The following is a 24,407-nucleotide window of genomic DNA, read 5'->3' as shown; positions in this document are numbered from 1 at the left end:
ACATGATATCCACCAGCGACAGCAGGCAGGCCAAAGCACAGGCCCGCCGCGATCAGATTGTCGACGCCGCAAAACTCTGTTTTCGTCAGCACGGTTTTCACGCCGCCAGCATGGCGGAAATCGCGCAGGGTTCCCAGCTTAGCGTCGGTCAGATCTACCGCTACTTCGACAATAAAGATGCGATCATCGAAGAGATCGTTAACCGCATCATCGCCAGTAAAATGCGGCGGCTGGAAGATCTTGGCGATCATATCAACCTGATCGCCGGTACCCTGGCGGCGCGCGCCCTGTTTCAACAGCCGGGTGAAAGCGAAACCGACCATATGCTGATGCTGGAGGTCACCGCCGAGGCCACACGTAACCCGATAGTGGCCAAAATGCTCAGCGATGCCGAAACGCGGTTATTCCACCATGTTTGCCAAAACCTGCGGCGGATCTATCCTCACTTCAGCGAGCAGGAAATCGCCGCCAGAGTAGAGTTTATCGCCGTATTAAGCGAAGGCACCGGTTACCGCATACTGACCACACAAAAAGCCGACGTCAGCCTGCTGAACGGCCTATACCAACAAGCTATCTCTCACCTGTTCAGGAAACCTTAATCCCTATGACCAGACAACTTGCCAGACAACGTCTGGTGTACGCGCTCGTGCTTGGCCTGCTAGCCTCACTGGGGCCGCTGTGCATCGACCTCTACCTGCCCGCCCTGCCGGAAATGGCCGGCGATCTGAACACCTCTACCGCTACGGCGCAGCTCAGCCTGACCGCCGGCCTGCTCGGTTTGGGCGTCGGCCAGCTGATTTTTGGCCCCTACAGCGACAAGCTCGGCCGTATGCGCCCGCTGTTACTGTCGCTGACGCTGCTGCTGGCCGCCTCGCTGTGGTGCGCCCTGGCCCCCAATATCGATCAGTTGCTGATTGCCCGTCTGTTGCAAGGGCTGGCCGGTGCCGGCGGTGCCGTCATTTCTCGCGCCATCGCCCGTGACCTTTATTCCGGGCACGAACTGACGCGTTTCTTTGCCCTGCTGATGTTGGTCAACGGCCTGGCACCGATCATTGCGCCGGTGTTGGGGGGCGCCTTGCTGCAGTTTATGGACTGGCGCGGGATTTTCGGCGTACTGGCGGCCATTGCCGTGCTGCTGTTCACGCTCGCCAGCCTGAAGTTAGATGAGTCATTGCCTGCCGAACGCCGCAGCCAGGGCGGTATTTTTGCCATGTTGCGGTCACTGGGCGGATTGCTGACCCAGCGTCAGTTTATGGGCCTGTGTCTGACGCAAGGTTTTGTGATGGCCGGGATGTTCGCCTATATCGGCGCCTCGCCTTTCGTGCTGCAGCAGATTTATGGCCTCAGCCCGCAGATGTTCAGCCTGTGCTTCGCCATCAACGGCGTCGGACTGATTATTTCCGCGCAGATCGCCAGCCGCCTGAGCATACATTTTGGTGAAAGGAAGGTTTTGAAAGGCGGATTGACCCTGGCAGCGGTTTCTTCGCTGCTGTTACTGTTGGCAGCCAGCCTGCACGCGCCGCTGGCACTGTTGATGGTGCCGCTATTCTTCTCGGTGGCCGTGATCGGTATTGTCGGCCCGACGGCATCATCATTGGCGATGCAAAGCCAGGGCGACAAGGCGGGCAGCGCCTCTGCGCTGATTGGCGTGAGCATGTTCGCACTCGGTGCCTGTAGCGTGCCCTTGACGGGGCTGGGTGGCACTTCCAGCGTATCAATGGCACTGACCATCGTCGGCTGTTACGCCGTCGCCATCACACTGTTTAAACTGCTGGTACGCAAAGCTCAGGCATAAAGCGACGGAAAAAAGGCAATAAAAAACCCGCTCAGTGAGCGGGTTTTAAGAATTTCGGCTGTAGCATTAGATAGCGATAACGTTAGCAGCAGATGGGCCTTTGGCACCTTGCGTGATTTCAAATTCTACGCGCTGGCCTTCAGCAAGAGTTTTGAAACCATTGCTAGCGATGGCAGAGAAGTGAACGAAAACGTCCTTGCTACCATCTTCCGGAGTAATGAAGCCGAAGCCTTTGGATTCATTAAACCACTTAACGCTACCTTTAATCTTAGACATCAAACTTACCTTTAACGTGAATGAAAGACACTAAACATGTGTCCAATACAGTACAGCAATTAGACGGGATTTTGTCCACAACCTGGATCACATAAAATCGATAAAGAGTGAAAAAATCCGTGTCCTTCGGTGTAAATCGCTTGCCCCCCTTGCCATTGTCTCTGCAGGTAGTCCAATCCTCTTCAAACTCCGGCGAACAACGGTCGAACGCCTGTTTCACCCGCCGTCAGCCTGCCTTGCCGGCGTGATGCAGACAAAATCGCTATGAAATATAACCAGATAGTCTTTTTGCTTCCGGCCGCCCTGCACTAGGGTTAGAGCTTACTAACCACTGTGAGCCAAGACTATGACCAGCCAACTGGCCGAAAAAATCGTCGCCTACCGCCGTGAACTGCATCAGAACCCTGAGCTGTCCAACCACGAATTTGCCACTACCGCCCGCCTGACCCGCTGGCTGGAAGAGGCCGGTATCCGTATTCTTCCGCTGGCGCTGAAGACCGGCGTGGTGGCTGAAATCGGCAGTGGCAAGGGGCCTGTCATTGCGCTGCGCGGGGATATTGACGCCCTGCCGATAGAAGAAATTTCCGGCGTGCCGTTCAGTTCGCAAAACAGCGGCGTGATGCACGCCTGCGGACATGATTTTCACACCTCGGTGATGCTGGGCGCGGCGCATTTGTTGAAAGCACGCGAAGCCACCCTGCCCGGCACGGTACGCATTTTCTTCCAGCCGGCGGAGGAAACCTTCAACGGCGCCCAGCACCTGATCGACGCCGGAGCCCTGGATAACGTGGCGGCGGTATTCGGTCTGCACAACGCGCCGGAGCTGCCGACCGGTACCTTTGCCACCCGCGCCGGAGCGTTTTACGCCAACGTCGATCGCTTCCAGATCCTGATCACCGGCAAGGGGGCACACGCCGCCAAACCGGAGCAAGGGGTGGACACCATCGTCACCGCCAGCCAGATTGTCAACGCGTTGCAAACTCTGCCCAGCCGCAGCTTCAGTTCGCTGGAGTCGTTGGTGGTGAGCGTCACGCGCATTGAGGGCGGTAACACCTGGAATGTTCTGCCACAGACCGTAGAGCTGGAGGGCACGGTCCGGACCCATAGCGATAAGGTTCGTCGCCAGGTACCGGATAAAATCCGCCAGGTGATTAACGGCGTCGCCGCATCCCTTGGCGCACAAGCGGAGCTACGCTGGCAGGCCGGCCCACCGGCGGTAGTCAATGACGCACGCTGGGCAGCCTTCAGTAAAACCGTCGCCGCCGAAGCCGGTTACCGGGTGGAAGAGGCTGAGCTACAGATGGGCGGGGAAGACTTTGCACTGTATCTGCACCACGTGCCGGGCGTCTTTGTCAGTATTGGCTCGGCAAGTGAATTTGGTCTGCATCACCCGCGCTTCAACCCGGATGAACAGGCGATTTTCCCGGCCTCGCAATATTTCGAACTGTTGGCTGAGCGCACGCTGCAGCAATTAGTCACCACACCGGAAAAAGCCACCAGCAAGGCATAGAGCTCCCCGGTTATTATTCGCGGCGCGGTGTATTCTGCGCTGCGAGTTATTATTTCCTCCTCGGTTATATTTGCCAATTTCAACATTAGAATATGCTGTTTTGTTGTTTTACATCCTGATGGTGCTCGTCAATAGTGGGGGCTCTAAAGATAGCGCCACACCGGCACTTAACAGGGTGAAAGCAATGAGCAACAGTGCGAAAGAACCACGACAATTGCGCCTTGGCGCCATTTTGCATGGCGCATCGGGAAATATGTCTGCCTGGCGACATCCGGACGCCACTGCCGATGCCAGTATTAACCTCGATTTTAATATTGCCACGGCAAAAAAAGCCGAACAGGGTAAATTGGATTTCGTGTTTGTGGCCGACGGCTTATATATCAATGAGAAATCCATTCCCCATTTTCTCAATCGTTTTGAACCCTTAACCCTGCTCGCCGCACTGTCCGCCGCCACCGATAAAATCGGGCTGGTGGGCACCTTATCCACCTCGTACAGCGATCCCTTTACCGTTGCGCGCCAGTTCGCCAGTCTCGATCACCTCAGCAAAGGCCGGGCCGGCTGGAACGTGGTGACCTCGCCACTGGAAGGGTCGGCAAAAAATTTCTCCCGCACCGAACATCCGGAGCACAGCCTGCGCTACCGCATTGCCAGCGAATACCTCGACGTCACCAAAGGACTGTGGGACTCGTGGGAAAGCGACGCTTTTGTGCGGAACAAGAACAGCGGTGAATTTTTCAGCGCCGGTAAACTGCATACCCTGAATCACCAGGGCGAGTTCTTCTCGGTGCAGGGGCCGCTGAATATTGGTCGCACGCCACAAGGGCGGCCCATTCTGTTCCAGGCCGGCGCCTCGGAGGACGGCAAGCAATTGGCAGCCAAACACGCCGACGCCATTTTCACCCACCATGAGAGCCAGCAACAGGCACAGGCTTTTTATCAGGACGTTAAAAAACAGTTGGTTGAGCAAGGCCGTGAACCGGATGACCTGCGGATTTTTCAGGGCGTCAGCGTGATTGTCGGTGACGACAATGAAGACGTGGAGCGTCAGTATTGGGAAACCGCCCGCCTGGTCAGTATCGAAAACGCACTCAACTACCTTGGCCGCTATTTCGAGCACTATGATTTCGCCCGTCATCCGCTCGATGAACCCTTCCCGGACGTCGGTGAACTGGGTCAAAACAGCTTCCGCAGCACCACCGACGCCATCAAGCGCAATGCCCGCGAACGCAATCTGACGCTACGGGAAGTCGCGCTGGAAGCCGCCTCACCTCGCCCGGTATTTGGCGGCACGCCGGAAGCGGTGGCGGACGGCCTGCAAAACTGGTTCGACACCCAGGCGGCGGACGGTTTCATCATCAGCGGCGGCACGCCAAATTCATTCGGCCACTTTGTCGATCGCGTGGTGCCGATCTTGCAGCAGCGCGGCCTGTTCCGCAGCGATTACAGCGGTGACACGCTGCGTGACCACCTGGGCCTCAAGCTGCCTGCCAATCAATTCACTCAATAACAACAATAATTTCTCAGGGATATCCGCTATGCGAACAACCTTTAGCGTCCTGCCCAGCCAACGTAACGATCTGGGCGATTAGGAGCATACAGATGGCAAACGACGTTTTTATCCAAACGCTGCCAAGCGATCCGTTGGTCCAGCCGGTGATCGCAGGGCTATTCGGTGAATATCGCCAACGCTACGGCGACTATTTTGGTGACCAGGAACAGGAAGCGCTGGATTTGTACGCCCCGCCGCAAGGCGCCTTTATCGTGCTGTTACGCGCCGGGGAGCCGATCGCCATGGGGGCCTTCAAACGCTACGATCCGCAAACTGCCGAGCTGAAACGCATCTGGACACGAACCGATTTACGCCGCCAGGGCCTGGCACAACGGGTATTGCAGCAACTGGAAACGCTGGCGCAGCAACAGGGTTATCGTCAGCTCTACCTGACCACCGGCTTTCGCCAGCCAGAGGCGGTGGGCTTGTATTTGAGCAACGGCTACCAGCCGCAGTTCGATACCAGCGTCGATACTGAAGTCTACAGCCGCCCCCCTTACGATGGCCGGCTGCCATTTCGCAAAAGCCTGATAACAGCGGACGCATTCTGTTGCGCACCGGAAAGGAAGATTGCCTAGGGGATGTTCCCCCTTCTCACCCTTTTATCTGTTTCAGGAGAGTAGTGATGTCCAAACAAGAAGTCTTAAAAGTGGTTCCCGCACGTTACCCACTGCGGCTGGCAGGTGCGTTGTTCTCGGTGTTTATTCTGGCGGCGATCCTCCAGTCTGTGGCAACCAACGAACGCTGGGAATGGGGGGTATTCGCCGAATGGTTCTTTGCCCCGGCGGTGCTGTCGGGTCTGGGAAAAACGCTGCTGCTGACGCTGCTCGGCACGCTGTTCAGTATCATCTTCGGTACGCTGCTGGCCCTGGCGCGGTTATCGCGCTCCTACCTGTTGGCTTCGCTGGCGTGGGGTTATATCTGGCTGTTCCGCTCGCTGCCGCTGATCCTGGTGCTGATCGTTCTGTATAACTTCTCTTATCTGTACGACTCCATCTCACTGGGCATCCCCTTTACCTCGCTGGTGTTCGCCAGCTATCCGACCATCGATATCCTCAGCCAGTTCTCGGTGGCGGTGCTGGGGCTGACGCTGGTGCAGTCGGCCTATACCGCAGAAATCATCCGCGGCGGCATTATCGGGGTCGAGTACGGCCAGCATGAAGCGGCTGCGGCACTGGGGCTGCCGGGCTATCGCCGCACTTTCCGCATTATTTTGCCCCAGGCGCTGCGCTCGATCATTCCGACCGGCTTCAATGAAATTATCAGCCTGGCGAAGGGCACTTCGATTGTCTACGTGCTGGCGCTGCCGGAGCTGTTTTATACCATTCAGGTGATCTACAACCGCACCCAGCAAGTGATACCGCTGTTGATGGTCGCCACCGTCTGGTACCTGTTCATCACCACCGCACTGTCGGTCATTCAGTATTACATCGAGCGCTATTTCGCCCGTGGCGCAGTGCGCGAACTGCCGCCAACGCCATGGCAGAAACTGGCCGGCTGGTTAAAACGTTAGGAGGATCCCATGTCCGAAGCCATTGATTACTATGCCCTGCGCGAAGCGGCGGTACACAGCATCGTGCCAGTACCGGCGCGCGGCCTGATTGAAATCAGCAACGTCAGCAAATTTTTCGGTAAGCACAAGGCGCTGGACGATGTCAGCCTGACGCTGCAACCGGGCACCGTCACGGTGATCCTCGGCCCTTCCGGTTCCGGCAAGTCCACCCTGTTGCGGGCCATTAACCACCTGGAGCGTGTCGATGAAGGCTTTATCCGCATCGACGGCGACTATGTCGGCTACCGGCGCAAAGGTGACAAGCTGTATGAGCTAAAAGAGAACGCTATTCTCAAGCAGCGTATCAACGTCGGTTATGTGTTCCAGAACTTCAACCTGTTCCCTCACCTGACGGTACTGGAGAACATTATTGAAGCCCCGATAGTGCATAAAATTTACTCGCGGGCCGAGGCCAAAGAGGTGGCTTATCAACTGCTCGATACCGTCGGCCTGCGCCACAAGGCTGATGCTTATCCGCGCCATCTGTCCGGCGGGCAACAGCAGCGCATCGCCATTGCCCGCGCGCTGGCGCTGAACCCGAAGGTGATTTTGTTTGATGAGCCGACCTCGGCGCTCGATCCAGAGCTGGTCGGTGAAGTATTGGACGTCATCAAGGGGCTGGCAGATCTTGGCGTAACGCTGGTGGTGGTCACCCATGAAATTGGCTTTGCCCGTGAGGCAGCCGATCAGATTGTCTTTATGGTCGATGGGCAAATCGTCGAACAGGGCGATGCTCGCCGGGTACTGAACCACCCGCAACACCCCCGCACCATCAACTTCCTCAATAAAGTGCTGTGATCAGCGGGGCGTCAGCGGCGCCCCGCTCTGTTAGAGCAACGCGAAACGGCGTTTTTCAGCGGTAAAATCCAGCGGTTTGATGCCTCGCTGATTACGATCCTGTTCGGTCAGTAGCTCGGGAGGAATAAACCAGGTCACTTCAAACAGTAACCCATCCGGATCGTGCCCATAGATGCTTTTGTGCACGCCATGATCTTCTTCCAGCCCAAGAATGCCGCGCTGCGCCAACTGGTCGCGAATGCGCTCAAGTTCGTCCAGGCTGTCGACCTCCCAAGCCAAATGGTACAACCCGGCCGGCGGCTCGTTTTCCGCCGGTGGCTCACCGTTGGCGCGAAACACTCCGGCCCGCTGTTGCCCCAGGTTCTTGCTGAACAGCGCCAGATCGTGATCGTTATCCGAATCGGCCGCCTGGGTAAACACCGCTTTCTCGGGGCTGCCTGAGGGCTTGAGCTTAAATCCCAGCACCTGATGATAAAAATCCGCGCTCTGCTGTACATCGCTGACATACAGCACCGCATGGTTTAGCCGTTTAATACCCATCGGTTGTCCCTTTCAGAAATGAATAAAGTCAGAAAGAAAATAGCATGTGGCGACAACCCCGCTAAATGCCGTAATCGCATTATCAAATGCCGGGCACGCAATCTGTCACTGCAAGGCATTCCGCGCTATCATATGCACTGTATTGAGCGACTTTATGAGAATGATGATGAACGGCAAGATAACGACTTTTTTTGAAGACAAAGGCTTCGGCTTTATTACCGATGAGAACGGGGAAAATCGTTATTTTCACGTGATTAAAGTGCAGAACCCGGAGCTGATTAAGAAAAACGCGGCGGTGACTTTCGAACCGACCAACAACACTAAAGGCCCATCGGCGTTTGCGGTCAAGGTGCTGGCGTCGAGCAAGTACATCATCATCGCCAACGAAAGAATCAAGATCACCAGCATCAAATCCTTCAACACCTTCACCAAAGAAGTGCCGGTGAAAGCGGACGTGGATAAAGAAAATACCGTGCTGTCGGTCGGCCTGTTGATGAATCGCATTCGCCCGCAGTCCGAAGAAGCGCCGCAAACCATGCAGACGCTGCGCATGCTGACCATCACCACCTTTCAGAACGACACCCATACCTTCTCAGAACATGAGATCGACATGGATGAAACCCTGAAAGTGCTGAAAAGCCTGTAATCACAACCACCGCCAGCCGCATATACCCGATGAATTTCGAGTTGGCCGCTCTGGCGCGTCCATGCGCTCGCGGCATTTGTACATCCCTGTACAGCACAGCTAGGCGACCAGCTAGCTCATCCCCAGGCGCTTACTTCAGTAAGTAACTGGGGGGAGATAGTGCAGGTAACAACGCTGCAGCTTGAAAGGCGACGGGTATAAAACATTCTAAGCAATTTGATACCACCTGTGTTAGCGTGGGTTTTCACCTGACACAGGCCATTTTATTATGTCTGATACCAGCAGTGTTAAAGGCTTTATCAACCGCTCCACCAAAATCGCCTGCCCCAAATGCGCCTACGTCACCACTCAAAAATGCTCGATGCTGCGGCAAAATGTCATGCTGATCTGCCCAAACTGCGGTACCGAGTTTGAACCCAAGCAGAACTGATACCCTTATTTAAACATGATGTGGCCAACGCTGTTGCCACTTACCGCGTTAAACGACTCCACCCGGTTGCGCCCCTGCGACTTGGCGCGATAAAGCGCGATATCCGCCATATTCATTAACTGTTCCAGCGATTTAACTTCGTTCATCCCCAGACTGGCGACGCCAACGCTGATGGTGATGTTCAACGGCACCTTGCCAGTGGGGAGCAAATCGGCTTTTTGTACCAATTGCCGCAAATGCTCTGCCAGTGCCACCCCCTGCGCCGCCAGCGCCCGCGGCAGCATAATGGCAAACTCTTCCCCACCCAAACGGCCAAACAGCTGATCGTGACGCAACTCGCGCCGCACAATATGGGCGAATGAAGCCAGTACCTGATCGCCCACCAGATGCCCATGGGTATCATTAATCTGTTTAAAATGATCGATATCGATCAGCAGCAGCGACACCGCCTCCTTCGATTTATGCTTGTGCTCCAGCAGTTCGCCAGCCTTACGCGTTAGTGCATTACGCGCCAGTACACCGGTCAGAAAATCGTGATTGGCGCTGTGCTCCAGCCGCCGCAGCAGCTTACGGTTAACGGCAATTGAACTGGCAAGGATCAGTGGCCCCATCACCAGCATGGCGATCCCCAAACGGGCTGACATCAGCGTGTCGAGGAAGGCAATGTGGTTGTTGGGGGTTTCATACAGCATCAGATTGGCGGAGATACTGCTGATCTCGGTCATCCCGGTCAGCAGCGTCAACAAGGTTACCGTGAACAGTTGGTAGCGCACCGCGCACCACAGCAGCGCCGGAATGGGGAAGGCAATCGCCCCCGGACCGCCGATATACACACTGAACACCAGTGAAAACAGCAACGCCAGCAGTGGCATACCGGCACGCAGTTGCCAGTTGATCTGCATACGCAACAGCTGTTTGAGACGCGGTGCCGCCAGCAGCACCGGCAACAACAGCAGATTGGTCGAGAACTGCTCGCTGAACCAGGCTAACCAGGCGATAACGGCCGTGTTGTTGTACAGGCTGTCATTACGCAGTATCGATAAGGTCGACGCCACCGCCGCGCTACTCAGGCTGGCGGTAAACATATAAAGGATAGTCTGGGGTTTACCCATCCGGCGCTGCGACTTTGGCAGCAGCGACATCACGCCGTAACCGGTAGCAATCAGCGACATATTGCAGGCGTTCAACCACATCGCCAGCGACAGACTCTCACCGTTGGCCAAATCTGCGGCGATCATCCCAATATAGATAGCCAGCCAACCGGTCGGACTGGCATAGGCGGGTTTGCGTAATAGCAGACCGAGTAAAATCGCATTCACCGGCCAAAACAGAGAAAGCGATCCTATTGGGCGGGTAAAAATACCCAGCAGGGAAAGCAAAAATGCCAGCAGAAAAAGCGTAATCAGCTGGATAGCCACAGGCAAGCCATGTTTGTCGCTTATTCTGGCGTTCATCGCCTTACCCATATATTTATAATAACCAGAGCAATTCTATGCATATTCCCTCGCCCGGCATAATGAAAATGACATAAAAACCAGAGGCAGACTTAAAAAATACAGGCAGATCAATCACAAAGATACATTCACTTTTATTTAACGGAATGTTCTTAACTCAAGTCGTCAACGAGATGCTTCATGATGAAACGAATTTTCATCTTTGCGAAAATAATATTCAAGGATATCTAACAGCATAGCGTAAAGCAGCACTCATCAGCACCACGCAAAGGCCATAATTATATAAAGGGTATTTTACTTGCTGCCCAAAACTGGTCTGCCGGCTATTATTTCCTGGTAAGTCATGTTCGACAGCAATTAGAGGCAACAAAAAACCCGGTCTAGGAACCGGGAATGTTTGTACGAAATGCAGTGTTAGCCCAAGCAGGCTAATAACATTCCACACTTTACGCTGCAATTGTGTAGAAAAAATGAGCGAATGGGGAATGGCTATTAAGCCAGTTTGGCAGCAAAGCCCGCCACGCGCTGGCCGTAAAGGCTGGCGGTTTCCAAATCACCCGACAGCATTTCATCCACACCGGCATCGGCGGGTGTCTGCACCAATAATCCTACCGAACCGCCCAGGTTGTTTATATCGGTACGCTGCGCCGACTTGGTATTCGCGGGCATCAGCCCCAGGCTGACCCACAGGCCGCCATGCTGCGAGGCCAGAGTTTGCAGAGCGATCAGCGTAACCTGCTTGTCACCGTTCAGGCTGGCGCTGTTGGTGAACCCACCGAAAACCTTGTCCTGCCATTTACGGCCAAACCAGGCTTTAGAACTGGCATCGGCAAACTTTTTGAACTGCCAGGACGGGCCACCCATATAGGTCGGCGAACCAAAAATAATAGCATCCGCCTCATCGAGTTTCTGCCAGGCTTCATCGCTGATATTGCCTTCCTGATCGATAGCGATCAGTTCCGCTGCCGCGCCTTCGGCAACAACCTTTGCCAAACGCTCGGTGTGGCCGTAGCCGGAATGAAAAATAACCACTGTCTTCGCCATTAGGAACTCCCAGATCGTTGCAGTAGAGTGCCGACGGCACCCGAGGATATTCTTATCCAATCTAATCAACTGACCCTGGGGTGAATACCAAATTTATCTGACAGAGTTATTCAAAAAAACCGGGCAGCACTCATGCGCCAATGGCCTGTGGGCCCTGCTGCCGGGCGAAATCAATAAACGCACGCAGCGGACGCGGCATTTGCCGGTTGGCGGGGTAATAAAGATAGAAACCGGGAAACGGTGGCGTCCAGGCCGCCAGCAACGGCAGCAATCGGCCGTCGTTCAATGCCTCTGCCACCTGACTCTCAAACAAATAGGCAATCCCCAATCCATCCGCAGCGGCACGCACCTGCGGTTCATCCACAATCAACGGCCCCTCCACCGCGATTTCCAGCTTTTCGCCACCGCGCTCGAATTCCCAACGATAAATACTGCCATTGGTTGGCCAGCGAGTATTCAGGCAGCGGTGCTGACGTAGCGCATCGGGGGTTTGCGGCGTGCCATAACGCGCCAAATAGGCTGGCGAGGCTACCACGCACATTCGTTGCTCGCCCCCCAGCGCGACGGCCACCATATCCTTCTCCAGTCGCTCATGCAGCCGCACACCCGCGTCAAAACCCGCGGCTACCATATCCACCAGCCGATCCTCCACGCTCAGATCCACAACAATATCGGGATAATGCGCATTGAACGGAGCTAACAGCGGAGCCAAATAATGGATCGCCGCCAGGCCGGATGCATTAAGCCGTAGGGTGCCCGCCGGCTGCAAACGCAGCGCGGCGGTCTGCGTCACGGCGGCTTCAATCTCGGCCATTGCCGGTGACAAACGCGCCAACAGCAATTCCCCCGCTTGGGTCAGCGCGACACTTCGCGTGGTGCGATTCAGCAGACGTACCCAGCCGGGTTTCCAGATTGCGCTGCGTCTGACTAAGCGCTGAGGCGGAGATACCCAATTGCGCTGCGGCACGGGTAAAGCTGCCATGCTCAACAATGACGGCAAAAGCGCGTAATTCCGCGAAATCACTTCCTCTCATTATGCCCCCTGCACTTAATAATTCATGAAGATTATAGCGTATTCATTACACTCCCGGTGGGGCCTATGCTTGAACAAAACCACAGAGGAAATACCCCATGCTGACATCACTGGCCCTGAACCATTACCGCCTGCTTGGCCGCTCTGGCCTGCGCGTTTCGCCGCTGGCGCTCGGCACCATGACCTTTGGCACCGATTGGGGCTGGGGCGCAGAACAAGCGGAAGCTCGTCGGCTGTTTGACGTTTATGTAGAACGTGGCGGCAATTTTATTGATACCGCCAACCGCTATACCGAAGGCAGTTCCGAACGATTTATTGGAGAATTCGCCACCGGACGCCGCGACCGTCTGGTGATCGCCACCAAATACACGCTACCCATGCAGCCCGATAATCCAAACTCTGGCGGCAACCACCGTAAAAGCATGGTGCGTTCGGTGGAAGAAAGCCTGCGACGCCTGAACACCGATTATATCGACCTGCTGTATCTGCACGCCTGGGACGCCACCACCCCGACGGAAGAGATCATGCGCGCCATGGACGATCTGGTGCGTGCCGGCAAAGTGTTATATCTGGCCGTTTCGGATCTGCCCGCCTGGCAGGCCGCCAGAATGCAGACACTGGCAGATTTACGCGGTTGGTCACCGTTGATTGGCCTGCAGATTGAATACAGCCTGCTGGAACGTACCGTGGAGCGAGAACTGATACCGATGGCGCAAGAGCTGGGCCTTGGCGTCATTCCATGGTCACCGCTTTCCGGTGGCATATTGAGCGGAAAATACAGTCGGCAGGATTTGCAGGTGCAGGAGGAAGAGAACGGTACCCGACGTGCCATGGTTCGCGACAAGGGTATGCTGACCGAGCGCAATATTACCATTGCCGAAACGGTATTGACACTGGCCAGGGAGACGGATTTTAGCCCTTCTCAGGTAGCCCTGGCCTGGACGCTGCGTAACCCGGCAGTGACGGCCCCGATCATCGGTGCACGCACGTTGGCACAACTGGAAGATAACCTGGGAGCGCTGGAGGTCAGGCTGACAGAAGAGCAGTGGCGGCGTCTGGATACGGCAAGCGCCATTGAACTGGGTTTCCCCCATGATTTTCTGGCGCTACAAGTTACGCGCGACATTATGTTTGGCGGTTTGACGATTGAGCGCAGATAAAAAAAATCCCGCACGAGGCGGGATAAACTTAACAGGGATGGGGTAATACACTACAGGGAATGGATAACACACAACATCATCGGGTAGGACTACACTACCAATCTCAATGTATAGAACTGTCATCCCTGAGTAAGTTTGCTCCGGCAGATGTAACGCCGGATGGAAATGTGACATTTTACCGCGTACTTCCTTACTCCAGGCCACCATAATCCCCGCGCCGCGCTCACAAAAATGATTAATAAACAATCAATAAAGGGCTATTACCGGTGCCGAATGGTAGAATGAGGTTCCCTACATCTATCCGGTGAAAGATATGTCTATCTTTGATGCCCTTAAGATGTTCAGCAGCACAACGGTTAAAGTGAAGTGTCCAGAATGCGCTCACATGTTTGAACAAAATAGCCGCAAAGTGCGTAAAAACATCACCCTGATTTGCCCTAAATGCGGCCACTATTTCCTTCCTGACGAAAAGTAGTGCCTGCAACGCCTCACCGCCTTTAGTGCGAAAGCTGAGTGGTATAGTTGGCGGCAACCCAGCGATAGCCGTTGCCCTCGGCGTTCACGTGCCCCAGCCCGGGGAGTGAGATATGGGCTGCGGCCCCCCAATCACCCTCGCGCGCCACCTGTGCCAGAATACGCTCTCGGGTTTGAACTGCCTGCTGCTGGTTCACATCAAAATGGATCGTCAACTCAGGGGCCGGCATTTTGTACATCACCAGTGCCATGGTCGCAGCGATGATCAACATCCCCATCAGCGCATACATGCGCGCTTCCTGACTGTAGCGCACCGCCATCGGCATCAGGCTACCGCCACTTTCATTGTCCAGCCAACGGGTTAGTTTGATTACCAGCGCCACCGTAACGACGCCAAACAGCATGCTGAGGGATCGCACCGCCAGAATGCTGTCGCCATGCTGGCAAAACGGATGTCATTGCGCCGACGTCCAGCATCACCTATAAGCGAGTATCAGAGCTTGGCAGGGCATCTCTAGCAACTATCCGCTTGTAGCTTCCTGTAGTGATTGATATTTGTACTCTGTGAGCATGCCGTATCAAGGTCATTAAATGTGTATTTCTCTTGATTTCACAGGGCAATTTTTTTATGTTATCGGACATGGCGACAATGATAAACTCTACTGGTTTTAAAGGTTATTCCGGGCTCATGAATGAGCTTGGCGTTGATCCATTGCCATTGTTACGTAAACACGGACTGCCTGTAGATTTAGGAGAGGTGGATGATGCTGTTGTACCGATAATACCGGTAATGCAGCTAATGGAAGAAAGTGCCTTGGTAACGCAGCATCTCGATTTTGGTCTAACATTGGCGGCGCGACAAGGGATTGATATTATAGGGCCTCTTGCTATGGCCATCCAACATTCGAAAAATGTGCGTGAAGCGATGGACACAGCCTCGCGGTTTCTGTATGTACACAGCCCCGCAGTACAGCTTTCGATTATTGATCCCAGTCCCTTAATTCCAGGCGCTGTTGAAATTCGCCTCGAGCAAGCAGTACCTAATGCCCCTTTGTTTCGGCAGACTATCGAGCACTGTTTAAGCCGCCTTCATTATTTGCTAAAATCTTTTGCAAAAGATAATTATCACTTGCTAGCAATAACATTTCCTTACGGAGATGTTTCTAATTTTAGTGACTACCGACGATTTTTCGGACCCGCTCAAGTTTGTTTGGAACACGAATTTAGCGGATTACACCTATCGCCGAAAACGCTGAACAGCAAACTAGATAATGTTAGTTCATTGCTAAAAAACATCGCTCTGGACTACCTGCAGAGGCATTATGGAAATCCTGAATTATCAATGACCAGTCGTGTACGTCGCGCATTGCACTGCACTATAGGGGCAATGGGAGGAAGTAAATCATCAATTGCTGAATTATTGTTTTTACACCCTCGTACGATGCAGCGCAAATTGGCTGAAGAATCAGCGACGTTTGAAGGGATCCGTGATGGAGTACGACAGGAAATCGCATTACGCTTCCTCACACAAACACGTATCCCGTTGGCGCAATTGGCGGCCATTCTGGGTTTTTCCGATCAATCTGTTCTTACTACTTCGTCTCGGCGATGGTTCGGCATGTCCCCCTCAAAAGTCCGTGCTGCGAAGTCATCACTTCGACTGTAAGCACAGTCATAGCGTTCTCTTCGGAGAAGTGAACTTTATTCTTATCAACGACAGCCGTAAATAACCTGATCCCCTTTACCATCTATCTTTTTTATTCATTAATATATATGAAATAATGTTTCAAAAAACATTTTTATTAATCTTTTTTGCATATTCTAGCGGAGGAGAACACACCCGTTTATATACATCAGCGTTGCCATATACTCGGCCTGCACGTAAACCAAAAACCTTGATTGTCATTAGATTACCACTATCGCACAATCTACGTTCCGCCCAGTGTACTTTAATCCCATTTTTGAATGCAGCGGAACGAAGTATATCAGGTTGAACAAACTCAAAATAGAGTTCATCTGCAGCCTCGTAACTATAATAAGGGAATAGTCCTCCGCCCAAAACCCCCTCAAAATTCGCCTCATGAAAACGTCCAGTGACATTTGACCACCGAGAAGTAATAACCAACCAATCTTCGCTATCCAGAGAAACTTCGTAAGTTCCATCACGAGGAGAGATCCCGAACTCATAATTCGAAAGCTCGGGTTGCAATCTCCAAATGCCCGAGAAGGGAAAATCTTCTGGAGCGGATACTCTGTGTTCATTGGTAAGAGCTTGCATCATTATTTTTTTATTTCGCAAAAACCGTCTTTGCACATTTCGTCATCCTCCGATGCAGGCTCTGGTCCTGTATCTATGCCAGTTTGCATAGCCAGCAAATCTGCTTGTTCGCGTAAAACATTAATAAATACCTCGACATCACGCGCCCCTGATATGCTAGCCTGATCGTTGAACACAAAGTATGGTACGCCACGAATCCCCCGGTTGCGTGCGTCCAATTCGTCGGTGCGAACCTCATCGGCGAAACGGTCGCTGCTCAAAACCCCATCAATCTCTTGAGGAGGCAAACCTGTCTCGATTGCTAGGGCACGAAGAATCTGCGGGTCCCCAATATCTTTTCCTTCCGTGAAATAGGCTCGAAGAAAACGCTCTTTTACCTCATTTTCAAGAAGCCCGTAATGTTTGGCTAAATGAATGAGGCGGTGTGCATCAAATGTGTTGCCTGGTTTCGCTATACGCCACTGGAAATCTAACCCTACACGGCGAGCTTCCTGCTCTTCATGGTTCAAAATCTCCAGAGCACGATCCGGGCTGATTCGGTAAAGCTGACTCATTAATTCTTGCAATGGAACCCCATAGTACCTAGGAGAATCTGGATTTAGCTCGAAACTGTGCCACTCGATTTGCGCCTCAATGCCGGTTTGCTCCAGAGCGGCTTCCAGTTTGCGTTTTCCGATATAGCAAAATGGACAAATAACATCTGACCAAATATCAATCTTCATCTTGGTATCTCCTTGCAGCAACGACTGCATCTATTAATTGATTACAGCAATAAATATGAGTAAACGGGCTAAGCCTCTATATTTTTTCCGCGTAAAAGCACTTTACCTGGGCCATGTTTAGTACCAATCGCTTGCTCAATATCATCTAGATCATAGATGGCAGCTACTGGCAGGCTAAACCCATCCCGTAAAGCCATTGTCATAATCTCCGATATCATTCGTAATTTATATTCGTTGTTCAAGGCAGCGAATTTCCTCAGCCCCCAGAAACCGCGAACTGTAGCCTGCTTGAAAATGACATCCTGAAAATCAATGCGCAGGGGGTGGTTGCTCAATGCACCGAAGACGACCACCGTGGCGTTATCATTCATGACACTCAGCATCTCTCCGGTGAGTTCCCCTGCAACTGAGTCCAGACCATAAAGTAGTGCCTCGCCGTTCAACGCAGTTTTTATGCGTTGCTGCCAACCGTCCTTTTCTGTGTTTTCTACCAAATCCACACCAAGAGCTCTAAGTTCTTTAACCTGAGAGTCCCGATTGACCAGGCCAATAACACGTATCTGACGGGAGGCTGCCAACAGTGCCAAGTTTTTACCTACGGCGCCTGCCGCTGCACTCAGCACCATCCATTGACCGCTTTTTACTCCTAAATCGTCCAGTACTACAGTTGCACTTGCTGGCATAACCAGCAGTTGGGCAGCCAATTCATCACTGATGCCATCAGGAATAGGCAGTAGTTGATCCGCAGGCGCCACAAAAGCATCAGCCCAAGTACCAAATGCCCCCGATGCAGCAACTCTCTGGCCAATTTGCAGATCCTTCACTCCTTCCCCAACCTCAAGGACACGGCCGAGAGCTTCGGTACCTGCCCTGGCAGGTAGCGTTGGCTTGGTGCCGTAGGTACCAGATATTTGCATCAGATCATGATTGTGGATAGGTGAGAGAACCATTTGTAACAACACCTCACCAGCTTTCAGTGTTGGACGAGAGGTCTCTTGAATACTCATAACCTGTTCTGGCTGACCCAGAGATTCGTGTACAGCAATACGCATAATTTCGACTCCTTTGTGCTTAATTGATTGCGAAAATCATACGTTTCAACTCAACTTGCTTCTTGATTTAATGAGACATTATTTTTATCTTACGAGACACTTCATCGCGGATTCAGGAATAGTACGAGAGGAGAAAGCCAGCTATCGAAAAAGAAGCGTAAATCAAATAACCAAAAATAATCGGACACTTTTTGAAAATAGCCAACAGGCCGCATTCAAGGATAAATTGGCACCATATAATGTTTAACTCAAGTCAGTGCATATTGCATATAAAAAAATCAACTCGAATGGCACAGCCACAGATAAGGGAAACCAATCCTTAAAGATAGTACGATGTCGGAAGGCCGATAAAAAGAAAAGTATATTTTATACTATGCAGATGTTTACTAGCCTGTAAACTTGACATTATCTAATTTTCATTAATTAAAACATCAGAAGCATGCCATATGTAAGATGTACGATTAAGCAAAAAAGCCCAACCGTTTGAATAAAAAACAGTCGGGCTACGTCAATACCGCTGCTGGACTTAACTCAAGGTTGGATAGTCGGTATAGCCTTTTGCCCCCCCACCGTAGAGGTGTTCAGCGTCAATTTCAGATAAAGAGGAACCGCTTTTAAATCTTTCTACTAAATCTGGGTTACTGATGAAAAACCGACCAAAGGAAATCAAATCAGACTTATTTTCTGCAAGAGATATATTTGCCAAATTCAGATCATACCCGTTATTTGCAATGTAAGTGTTTTTGAAGTTTTGACGCAGGGTGTCAAAATCAAACGGTACATCATCACGTGCCCCGCCAGTTGCGCCTTCTACAACATGAAGATAAACGGCGCCTAACTTACTGAGTTCAGTAGCGATATAATTAAACTGAGCCTGAGGCTCACGGCTAACAACATCATTAATAGGCGAGACGGGAGAAATACGAACCCCAGTACGATCAGCACCAACCTCTTCAATCACGGCCTTCGTCACCTCTAGCAACAAACGGGCACGGTTTTCAATTGAACCACCATAAGCATCAACACGGTTATTGGCATTATCGCGAACAAATTGATCAAGTAAATAACCATTAGCACCGTGAACCTCAACACCGTCAAATCCAGCAACGATCGCATTTGCAGCGGCTTGCCGGAAATCATCCACGATACCGGGTATTTCATCAATACTCAGAGCTCGCGGAATTGAAGTTTGCACTAAACTGTTATTTATAAACACCTTCGCATTTGCCTGAATTTCAGAAGGTGCTACCGGCGCCGCACCATTTTTTTGAAGCTCTACATGTGAGATTCGGCCAACATGCCAAATCTGCAGAAAAATAACACCTCCCTTGGCATGTACCGCATCAGTGACTTTTCGCCAACCCTCAATTTGATCCTGTGTATATATTCCTGGCGTATCTTGATACCCTTGCCCCTGTTGAGAAATCTGAGTGGCTTCCGCTATTAAAAGGCCGGCAGATGCACGCTGACTATAATAAGTTGCCGCAAATTCGCCAGGGACAAAACCTTTACCAGCCCGACTGCGGGTAAGAGGTGCAAGGACAATCCTGTTGGAAAGGGTGATCTGACCAAGCTTATATGGACTAAATAGTTTTTTATTTGTCATGACTGACCTCTATGAATTTATATTTCCGACTATATAAAATAAAAATAACGCCTTAATTTAACAGGTGTAATGTGAACTTAGAGTAATGCAAAAAAAAATATTACTCATTGCCTTAGCAAGCTCCGCATATTTCAATAAATACGCATAAAGTAAATTTTATTTCAGTTTAACTATTCAACTTTATGTAGAACAAAGAAGTATGTGAACATATCGTTCCGCGCATCCATAGCGCCCAAAATCGTCTCTGCATCAACTCGACGAAAGTGGTCGATTATAGGAAGTTGATCGTAAATCATCGCTGCGGAAGTTTTACCACGGTAGTTAACCAACCGCAGCCTGGCTGTTGGTTGGTCTGTTTCTATTTCTTGTTGGCGATCTGCCGCTTTTTGCTGTGAACCACCACCTGAACGCAGTTTGATCGGATCAGCAGCAAAAACGCCTCCGTCATGAGTATAGAAAAGCAATGGATCAACCGTTTCAACATCTGTGAAACGCTTTCCAAACCAACCGGTGGCTGTTAGGCTTCCATCGGCAGGATGCCCAGAAATTAACTCACTGCCCTTCCAATTCCCGAATATCTCTTCCGGCTGGACAATTGAAAGGCTGTCAAATATCTGGAATGCCTGTTCTTGCGTAACCTTACCGGTATTGATCGCCTCTTGAAAATTCATGGCAGGCTCCTTATTTTCATTAAAAATAAAACATCAAGATGGTATTAATACTGGCTTAACGACCACGCCATTTTTCATATCATCAATGGCAATATTTATATCTTCTAACGGGTAAGTTTTGAGCAGTTTATCAAAGGGAAATTGCCCCGAGCGATAGAACTCAATCAATTTAGGAATAAATTCCTGAGGATCGACATCTCCTTCTATAATCCCTTTGACGGTACGACCACCCAGTAAATCTAATAATTTTATTGATGCCGTAGCTTCAGTGCTGCTCATGCCAAGTAAACCACACACGCCGGTAGGACGCAGGGATTCTACGGCTTGTTCAAGGAGTTTCGGAACGCCAACACATTCAAGAGAAAATGCGACTCCCCCCTCGGAGATACGTTTTATTTCGCTAACCGCATCACTTGTTGCACCATTTATAATATGAGTTGCTCCAAGTTGTTTTGCTAGTTCGAGTTTCTCCGGGACGATATCGACAACAATAATAGGATTAGCACCAGAAATCTTGGAAGCCATCACTGCAGCAAGACCAACCGCGCCTAAACCAAAAATAGCGATACCCTAGTTTTCCCCAACTTTAAGAGCATTAATAACGGCACCGGCCCCCGTTTGCAAACCACAGCCCAATGGTCCCATCAAAGCAACCGGTAGAGTCTTGTCTATCTTCACCGTATTGTTCTCGTGGGAAATGGCATAGTTTGCGAAAGAGGATTGATAAAAGAAAGAACCTTTGCCAGGCTTACCGTTGATTTGAATAGGAGTAGATCCATCAACACGCCCCCCACTTATATTGGCAGCCTCCATATTATCGCAGTATGCAGGATGTCCATCCAAGCAAGTCTCACAATGGTGGCAAGCAAAGTAACTAAGGACAACATGGTCACCGGGAACCAGGCGGGTTACGGCAGCTCCCACTTTTTCAACCACTCCCGCACCTTCATGCCCAAGAACTCCTGGAGCATAGTGACCTATTTGCTTGAAGCTCAAATCAGTATGGCAGATACCTACACCTTTGATGCGAACCAAAACTTCATAATCCTGTGGATCTTCAAGTTCAATATCGCAAACAGTAAAAGGTGTATCAGCAGATTCGGTCACAGCAGCTATAGCTTTTATCATTTCAATTTCCTCTGATATATTTACCCTACACTTACCATTGTTTTCCAGACTCTACTTCACACTAAAAAAAATAAATCAACTCAATTTCATTCAAATAAATAAATGATTATTAACATTTAAAACAATCAATAATAATCTGCCTATTTATTTTGATATAAATTATAAAACTCACTATTGAAAAGTGCTCAGACGGCTTATTCTCACCCAGCAACCACCGAAGTTAATTAAAGAGTGGTGTCGACTTAAAAATTCAAGGTAAGAGTTAAAGAAATCTATTTTAATTAAGAAAATACTGATGAATATTATTTAAAGAAATAATATATCACCAAAAACTTGAAAATCTAACAAGCCTATTTTTTAAATAGGCTCTAGAACAATAAATTCCGATGGATTTTTCAGCCCATTACTTGTTACATTTTATTCTATTAAATTTCTTCTGAAACTTTTGCTCTGCTCAACTGCAAAAAGCATACTTCTGATTTCAATTCACTTCTTGATTTAACGAGACATTGTTTTTATCTTACGAGACAGAGTAAGCGAGTTAGATGACCGAAAAGGAGAGGCTTTGATTACCAGTTTATGCCCTACAGGGCTCGAACCTGTGACCTACGGCTAGAAGTTCCTAGAACCACATTTTAATACAGTCAGTTAATCCAATCTGGCGTCCCACTTTCAGCTCTGCAAGAAATGGGGGGCTGGGAATCAATTGAAATGGTACGCAGGTATGCGCATCTGGCCCCCAACCATCTAACCGAGCACGTACGAAAAATTGACGCACTGATGCACTATTGGGCGTTAACGACACAAGAAGGAAATCAGGCAGGGCTGAGAATAGCGTAGGTCATTGATTCTAAATGGTACGCCCTACAGGGCTCGAACCTGTGACCTACGGCTTAGAAGGCCGTTGCTCTATCCAACTGAGCTAAGGGCGCATTGGGATGCGGCAACCGGAGTTGCGGAGTGCGATTATACGGTCAGGGGTTACTGAGTCAATGCCTTTTCATGACCTTACGGCGTCAGCCGTGCTTTATGGTGATTTTTCAGCCATTGCTGCCGCCGTCCCTCGGCAAAACGTCTTTATTTCCCTTGTATTAGCTCCGGCAACAGACTCCCGCTGTAGTGAACCAGGCCGGATTCGGCCTGTTCGGGGAGCCGTTCCGATTGCTGTTGCCCTGCCGGGCGCTGCAGACAAATGCGGGCCGAGCGCACTACCGCATTGATATTTCCCCAGTCGGCATGCTCGGTAGTCAGCAGGTTGCAGGCGGTCGCCAACGGTTGGTTTAGCGCGGCGCTGACCGGCGTGGCATTCAACGAGGCATGTCCCATTGGCATCCACGCCAGCAGCATAAAACCAATCCCTCTGATATATCTCATACGTGCAACCTCCGGCACAGCGCGCGCAGGCGTGCTCGCCAGGAAGGCAGCGCTTTGTGCGCGGCGAGCTGGTGCAACGCCATCAACTGCGCCACGTCCGCCGGGTGCATTGATGAGTCGAACACCGTTTCGCCCACGTGTTTGGGCGGGTTAATCGGGCTGGCAATCTGCTGATGCCATGGGTGTAGCCGAGTGATGATCATCATGATTGTGGCTCCGTTAGTGCCTGCGGCTGGCGCGAATACCGCAGTGTGAATAGCCACAGCTTAAGTAGCGCAAGATAAAAAAGGCGTAGAGGATCATTCTGTTGGCATAAAAAAAGCGTAAATCCCCTCCGGCAAACAGCGTCGAACACGATTCAGCGCCTGACAGCGCGCTCCGCTTCTGACAAAATAGCGCCATCCCCGCTTTTCTTAATTGATGGATTTCCTCACTGATGTCAGCAAAGATTATTGATGGTAAAACGATTGCGCAGCAGGTTAGAAACGAAGTGGCTGAGCAAGTTAAACAACGTCTGGCCGCCGGCAAACGCGCGCCGGGCCTGGCAGTCGTGCTGGTTGGCGAGAATCCGGCCTCACAGATTTACGTCGCCAGCAAGCGCCGCGCCTGTGATGAGGTGGGTTTCCTCTCTCGCTCCTACGATTTGCCTGCCACCACCAGTGAGGCCGAATTGCTGGCGCTGATCGACCGGCTGAATGCCGACGGCGAGATCGACGGCATCCTGGTGCAGTTGCCACTGCCTGCCGGCATCGATAACGTCAAAGTGCTGGAGCGTATTCATCCGGATAAAGACGTCGACGGTTTCCACCCTTACAACGTCGGCCGTCTGTGCCAACGCTCGCCTAAACTGCGCCCATGCACCCCGCGCGGCATCGTGACCCTGCTCGAGCGTTACAACATCGATACCTATGGCCTGAATGCCGTTGTGGTTGGCGCGTCCAACATCGTTGGCCGCCCGATGAGCATGGAGCTGCTGCTGGCCGGTTGCACCACCACCGTGACCCACCGTTTCACCAAGAACCTGCGTCATCACGTTGAAAATGCCGATCTGCTGATCGTCGCGGTCGGTAAACCGGGCTTTATTCCGGGTGATTGGATCAAACCAGGCGCGATCGTGGTGGATGTCGGCATTAACCGTCTTGAAAGTGGTAAAGTAGTCGGCGACGTAGAATTCGATGCCGCCAGCGAACGCGCGGCCTATATTACTCCGGTTCCGGGTGGCGTTGGCCCAATGACCGTTGCTACACTGATCCAAAATACCTTGCAGGCCTGCGAGGTTTATCACGACGTTCAACCTAAATAAGTAAGGCAG

At 51.5% G+C, this 24,407-nt stretch carries 26 protein-coding genes, 1 tRNA gene and 3 pseudogenes; 14 read left to right on the top strand and 16 right to left on the bottom strand.

From position 1 onward, the window contains the following. Positions 1-2 precede the first annotated feature (2 nt). Together M2406_RS16640 and M2406_RS16635 are read left to right on the top strand one after the other, a co-directional pair. Positions 3-599 (top strand): TetR/AcrR family transcriptional regulator, encoded by a 597-nt coding sequence (locus tag M2406_RS16640; RefSeq protein ID WP_012005630.1) that lies wholly within the window; start codon positions 3-5, stop codon positions 597-599. 5 nt (positions 600-604) lie between these two features. Beyond that, positions 605-1,795 carry a multidrug effflux MFS transporter gene (locus M2406_RS16635; protein ID WP_112362788.1) on the top strand — a complete coding sequence of 397 codons (1,191 nt, stop codon included), beginning with the start codon at positions 605-607 and terminating at the stop codon, positions 1,793-1,795. 66 nt (positions 1,796-1,861) lie between these two features. Here the strand turns inward: M2406_RS16635 and cspE are convergent, their stop codons facing one another. Continuing rightward, complete coding sequence (gene cspE, locus M2406_RS16630) at positions 1,862-2,071, bottom strand: transcription antiterminator/RNA stability regulator CspE (RefSeq protein WP_012005628.1); 210 nt, start codon at positions 2,069-2,071, stop codon at positions 1,862-1,864. Positions 2,072-2,417: 346 nt separating this feature from the next. Between cspE and M2406_RS16625 the strand changes: the two genes are divergently transcribed. The 5 genes from M2406_RS16625 to M2406_RS16605 all read left to right on the top strand — a co-directional run bounded on the left by M2406_RS16625 (position 2,418) and on the right by M2406_RS16605 (position 7,483). Next, positions 2,418-3,581, top strand: a complete 1,164-nt coding sequence (locus tag M2406_RS16625; RefSeq protein ID WP_012005627.1) for a M20 peptidase aminoacylase family protein — start codon at positions 2,418-2,420, stop codon at positions 3,579-3,581. A gap of 184 nt (positions 3,582-3,765) precedes the next feature. Next, positions 3,766-5,091, top strand: a complete 1,326-nt coding sequence (locus tag M2406_RS16620; RefSeq protein WP_112362787.1) for an LLM class flavin-dependent oxidoreductase — start codon at positions 3,766-3,768, stop codon at positions 5,089-5,091. A gap of 92 nt (positions 5,092-5,183) precedes the next feature. Beyond that, on the top strand, positions 5,184-5,711 hold the full coding sequence (locus M2406_RS16615) for a GNAT family N-acetyltransferase (protein WP_115183066.1): 528 nt from the start codon (positions 5,184-5,186) through the stop codon (positions 5,709-5,711). A 47-nt stretch (positions 5,712-5,758) separates the two neighbouring features. Then, positions 5,759-6,646 (top strand): amino acid ABC transporter permease, encoded by an 888-nt coding sequence (locus tag M2406_RS16610; protein ID WP_012005624.1) that lies wholly within the window; start codon positions 5,759-5,761, stop codon positions 6,644-6,646. 9 nt (positions 6,647-6,655) lie between these two features. Next, positions 6,656-7,483 carry an amino acid ABC transporter ATP-binding protein gene (locus M2406_RS16605; RefSeq protein WP_012005623.1) on the top strand — a complete coding sequence of 276 codons (828 nt, stop codon included), beginning with the start codon at positions 6,656-6,658 and terminating at the stop codon, positions 7,481-7,483. Positions 7,484-7,513: 30 nt separating this feature from the next. Here the strand turns inward: M2406_RS16605 and M2406_RS16600 are convergent, their stop codons facing one another. Next, positions 7,514-8,023, bottom strand: a complete 510-nt coding sequence (locus M2406_RS16600; protein ID WP_012005622.1) for a VOC family protein — start codon at positions 8,021-8,023, stop codon at positions 7,514-7,516. A gap of 166 nt (positions 8,024-8,189) precedes the next feature. On the opposite strand from M2406_RS16600, the gene M2406_RS16595 reads away from it, so the two are divergent. Next, on the top strand, positions 8,190-8,669 hold the full coding sequence (locus M2406_RS16595) for a cold-shock protein (RefSeq protein WP_017891897.1): 480 nt from the start codon (positions 8,190-8,192) through the stop codon (positions 8,667-8,669). Positions 8,670-8,937: 268 nt separating this feature from the next. Then, positions 8,938-9,099 carry a YnfU family zinc-binding protein gene (locus M2406_RS16590; protein ID WP_165366726.1) on the top strand — a complete coding sequence of 54 codons (162 nt, stop codon included), beginning with the start codon at positions 8,938-8,940 and terminating at the stop codon, positions 9,097-9,099. Positions 9,100-9,104: 5 nt separating this feature from the next. Here M2406_RS16590 and M2406_RS16585 read toward each other — a convergent pair whose 3' ends face one another. The 3 genes and pseudogenes from M2406_RS16585 to M2406_RS16575 all read right to left on the bottom strand — a co-directional run bounded on the left by M2406_RS16585 (position 9,105) and on the right by M2406_RS16575 (position 12,631). Further along, on the bottom strand, positions 9,105-10,553 hold the full coding sequence (locus M2406_RS16585) for a GGDEF domain-containing protein (RefSeq protein ID WP_259190682.1): 1,449 nt from the start codon (positions 10,551-10,553) through the stop codon (positions 9,105-9,107). A gap of 492 nt (positions 10,554-11,045) precedes the next feature. Beyond that, complete coding sequence (locus tag M2406_RS16580; RefSeq protein ID WP_012005619.1) at positions 11,046-11,597, bottom strand: flavodoxin family protein; 552 nt, start codon at positions 11,595-11,597, stop codon at positions 11,046-11,048. A gap of 130 nt (positions 11,598-11,727) precedes the next feature. Continuing rightward, a pseudogene (locus tag M2406_RS16575) lies at positions 11,728-12,631 on the bottom strand (LysR family transcriptional regulator). 97 nt (positions 12,632-12,728) lie between these two features. Between M2406_RS16575 and M2406_RS16570 the strand changes: the two are divergent. Together M2406_RS16570 and M2406_RS16565 are read left to right on the top strand one after the other, a co-directional pair. Beyond that, the gene (locus M2406_RS16570; protein WP_012005617.1) at positions 12,729-13,790 is read left to right on the top strand and encodes an aldo/keto reductase; all 1,062 of its coding nucleotides are present in this window, start codon (positions 12,729-12,731) and stop codon (positions 13,788-13,790) included. A 313-nt stretch (positions 13,791-14,103) separates the two neighbouring features. Continuing rightward, positions 14,104-14,265: a YnfU family zinc-binding protein gene (locus M2406_RS16565; protein WP_216594072.1), complete on the top strand. Its 162-nt coding sequence runs from the start codon at positions 14,104-14,106 to the stop codon at positions 14,263-14,265. A gap of 232 nt (positions 14,266-14,497) precedes the next feature. Here the strand turns inward: M2406_RS16565 and M2406_RS16555 are convergent. Beyond that, positions 14,498-14,701 (bottom strand): annotated as a pseudogene (locus tag M2406_RS16555) (hypothetical protein); the annotation flags it as partial. A 191-nt stretch (positions 14,702-14,892) separates the two neighbouring features. On the opposite strand from M2406_RS16555, the gene M2406_RS16550 reads away from it, so the two are divergent. Further along, positions 14,893-15,930, top strand: coding sequence for an AraC family transcriptional regulator ligand-binding domain-containing protein (locus tag M2406_RS16550; protein ID WP_012005615.1), 1,038 nt, complete (start codon positions 14,893-14,895; stop codon positions 15,928-15,930). Between the two features lie 120 nt (positions 15,931-16,050). Here the strand turns inward: M2406_RS16550 and M2406_RS16545 are convergent, their stop codons facing one another. The 7 genes from M2406_RS16545 to M2406_RS16515 form a co-directional block, all read right to left on the bottom strand. Continuing rightward, positions 16,051-16,545 (bottom strand): hypothetical protein, encoded by a 495-nt coding sequence (locus tag M2406_RS16545; protein ID WP_156779280.1) that lies wholly within the window; start codon positions 16,543-16,545, stop codon positions 16,051-16,053. Continuing rightward, positions 16,545-17,264 carry a DsbA family oxidoreductase gene (locus M2406_RS16540; RefSeq protein WP_012005613.1) on the bottom strand — a complete coding sequence of 240 codons (720 nt, stop codon included), beginning with the start codon at positions 17,262-17,264 and terminating at the stop codon, positions 16,545-16,547. Before M2406_RS16540 ends, M2406_RS16545 begins: the two co-directional genes overlap by 1 nt. Positions 17,265-17,332: 68 nt before the next feature. Further along, on the bottom strand, positions 17,333-18,316 hold the full coding sequence (locus M2406_RS16535) for a zinc-binding dehydrogenase (RefSeq protein WP_012005612.1): 984 nt from the start codon (positions 18,314-18,316) through the stop codon (positions 17,333-17,335). A 526-nt stretch (positions 18,317-18,842) separates the two neighbouring features. Then, on the bottom strand, positions 18,843-19,922 hold the full coding sequence (locus M2406_RS16530; protein WP_259190680.1) for an alkene reductase: 1,080 nt from the start codon (positions 19,920-19,922) through the stop codon (positions 18,843-18,845). Positions 19,923-20,092: 170 nt separating this feature from the next. Then, the gene (locus M2406_RS16525) at positions 20,093-20,593 is read right to left on the bottom strand and encodes a DUF4334 domain-containing protein (RefSeq protein WP_135344563.1); all 501 of its coding nucleotides are present in this window, start codon (positions 20,591-20,593) and stop codon (positions 20,093-20,095) included. A 33-nt stretch (positions 20,594-20,626) separates the two neighbouring features. Continuing rightward, the gene (locus M2406_RS16520) at positions 20,627-21,154 is read right to left on the bottom strand and encodes a zinc-binding dehydrogenase (protein WP_259190768.1); all 528 of its coding nucleotides are present in this window, start codon (positions 21,152-21,154) and stop codon (positions 20,627-20,629) included. Between the two features lie 9 nt (positions 21,155-21,163). Continuing rightward, positions 21,164-21,721 carry an alcohol dehydrogenase catalytic domain-containing protein gene (locus M2406_RS16515; protein WP_259190679.1) on the bottom strand — a complete coding sequence of 186 codons (558 nt, stop codon included), beginning with the start codon at positions 21,719-21,721 and terminating at the stop codon, positions 21,164-21,166. Between the two features lie 642 nt (positions 21,722-22,363). On the opposite strand from M2406_RS16515, the pseudogene M2406_RS16510 reads away from it, so the two are divergent. Then, positions 22,364-22,561: pseudogene (locus M2406_RS16510) on the top strand (tyrosine-type recombinase/integrase); the annotation flags it as partial. Between the two features lie 15 nt (positions 22,562-22,576). On the opposite strand, the gene M2406_RS16505 reads toward M2406_RS16510, so the two are convergent. From M2406_RS16505 to M2406_RS16495, 3 genes are all read right to left on the bottom strand, one after another. Then, positions 22,577-22,653, bottom strand: a tRNA-Arg gene (locus M2406_RS16505). A 145-nt stretch (positions 22,654-22,798) separates the two neighbouring features. Beyond that, the gene (locus M2406_RS16500) at positions 22,799-23,095 is read right to left on the bottom strand and encodes a hypothetical protein (RefSeq protein WP_017891884.1); all 297 of its coding nucleotides are present in this window, start codon (positions 23,093-23,095) and stop codon (positions 22,799-22,801) included. Beyond that, positions 23,092-23,301, bottom strand: coding sequence for a hypothetical protein (locus tag M2406_RS16495; protein WP_259190678.1), 210 nt, complete (start codon positions 23,299-23,301; stop codon positions 23,092-23,094). Before M2406_RS16495 ends, M2406_RS16500 begins: the two co-directional genes overlap by 4 nt. A 230-nt stretch (positions 23,302-23,531) precedes the next feature. Between M2406_RS16495 and folD the strand changes: the two genes are divergently transcribed. Continuing rightward, positions 23,532-24,398: a bifunctional methylenetetrahydrofolate dehydrogenase/methenyltetrahydrofolate cyclohydrolase FolD gene (gene folD / locus M2406_RS16490; protein WP_012005607.1), complete on the top strand. Its 867-nt coding sequence runs from the start codon at positions 23,532-23,534 to the stop codon at positions 24,396-24,398. Positions 24,399-24,407 lie beyond the last annotated feature (9 nt).

The organism is Serratia sp. BIGb0163 (genome assembly GCF_024809935.1).
Lineage (GTDB): Bacteria > Pseudomonadota > Gammaproteobacteria > Enterobacterales > Enterobacteriaceae > Serratia > Serratia quinivorans.
Note: the sequence above shows the minus strand (reverse complement) of the source record. Positions and strands in the feature narration are given on the sequence as shown.

Excerpts from the sequence above, each read along its gene's own strand:
- M2406_RS16640 (WP_012005630.1), top strand. The coding sequence starts at position 3 with ATGATATCCACCAGCGACAGCAGGCAGGCCAAAGCACAGGCCCGCCGC.
- M2406_RS16635 (WP_112362788.1), top strand. The coding sequence starts at position 605 with ATGACCAGACAACTTGCCAGACAACGTCTGGTGTACGCGCTCGTGCTT.
- cspE (WP_012005628.1), bottom strand. The coding sequence starts at position 2,071 with ATGTCTAAGATTAAAGGTAGCGTTAAGTGGTTTAATGAATCCAAAGGC.
- M2406_RS16625 (WP_012005627.1), top strand. The coding sequence starts at position 2,418 with ATGACCAGCCAACTGGCCGAAAAAATCGTCGCCTACCGCCGTGAACTG.
- M2406_RS16620 (WP_112362787.1), top strand. The coding sequence starts at position 3,766 with ATGAGCAACAGTGCGAAAGAACCACGACAATTGCGCCTTGGCGCCATT.
- M2406_RS16615 (WP_115183066.1), top strand. The coding sequence starts at position 5,184 with ATGGCAAACGACGTTTTTATCCAAACGCTGCCAAGCGATCCGTTGGTC.
- M2406_RS16610 (WP_012005624.1), top strand. The coding sequence starts at position 5,759 with ATGTCCAAACAAGAAGTCTTAAAAGTGGTTCCCGCACGTTACCCACTG.
- M2406_RS16605 (WP_012005623.1), top strand. The coding sequence starts at position 6,656 with ATGTCCGAAGCCATTGATTACTATGCCCTGCGCGAAGCGGCGGTACAC.
- M2406_RS16600 (WP_012005622.1), bottom strand. The coding sequence starts at position 8,023 with ATGGGTATTAAACGGCTAAACCATGCGGTGCTGTATGTCAGCGATGTA.
- M2406_RS16595 (WP_017891897.1), top strand. The coding sequence starts at position 8,190 with ATGAACGGCAAGATAACGACTTTTTTTGAAGACAAAGGCTTCGGCTTT.
- M2406_RS16590 (WP_165366726.1), top strand. The coding sequence starts at position 8,938 with ATGTCTGATACCAGCAGTGTTAAAGGCTTTATCAACCGCTCCACCAAA.
- M2406_RS16585 (WP_259190682.1), bottom strand. The coding sequence starts at position 10,553 with ATGAACGCCAGAATAAGCGACAAACATGGCTTGCCTGTGGCTATCCAG.
- M2406_RS16580 (WP_012005619.1), bottom strand. The coding sequence starts at position 11,597 with ATGGCGAAGACAGTGGTTATTTTTCATTCCGGCTACGGCCACACCGAG.
- M2406_RS16570 (WP_012005617.1), top strand. The coding sequence starts at position 12,729 with ATGCTGACATCACTGGCCCTGAACCATTACCGCCTGCTTGGCCGCTCT.
- M2406_RS16565 (WP_216594072.1), top strand. The coding sequence starts at position 14,104 with ATGTCTATCTTTGATGCCCTTAAGATGTTCAGCAGCACAACGGTTAAA.
- M2406_RS16550 (WP_012005615.1), top strand. The coding sequence starts at position 14,893 with ATGTTATCGGACATGGCGACAATGATAAACTCTACTGGTTTTAAAGGT.
- M2406_RS16545 (WP_156779280.1), bottom strand. The coding sequence starts at position 16,545 with ATGATGCAAGCTCTTACCAATGAACACAGAGTATCCGCTCCAGAAGAT.
- M2406_RS16540 (WP_012005613.1), bottom strand. The coding sequence starts at position 17,264 with ATGAAGATTGATATTTGGTCAGATGTTATTTGTCCATTTTGCTATATC.
- M2406_RS16535 (WP_012005612.1), bottom strand. The coding sequence starts at position 18,316 with ATGCGTATTGCTGTACACGAATCTCTGGGTCAGCCAGAACAGGTTATG.
- M2406_RS16530 (WP_259190680.1), bottom strand. The coding sequence starts at position 19,922 with ATGACAAATAAAAAACTATTTAGTCCATATAAGCTTGGTCAGATCACC.
- M2406_RS16525 (WP_135344563.1), bottom strand. The coding sequence starts at position 20,593 with ATGAATTTTCAAGAGGCGATCAATACCGGTAAGGTTACGCAAGAACAG.
- M2406_RS16515 (WP_259190679.1), bottom strand. The coding sequence starts at position 21,721 with ATGATAAAAGCTATAGCTGCTGTGACCGAATCTGCTGATACACCTTTT.
- M2406_RS16500 (WP_017891884.1), bottom strand. The coding sequence starts at position 23,095 with ATGAGATATATCAGAGGGATTGGTTTTATGCTGCTGGCGTGGATGCCA.
- M2406_RS16495 (WP_259190678.1), bottom strand. The coding sequence starts at position 23,301 with ATGATGATCATCACTCGGCTACACCCATGGCATCAGCAGATTGCCAGC.
- folD (WP_012005607.1), top strand. The coding sequence starts at position 23,532 with ATGTCAGCAAAGATTATTGATGGTAAAACGATTGCGCAGCAGGTTAGA.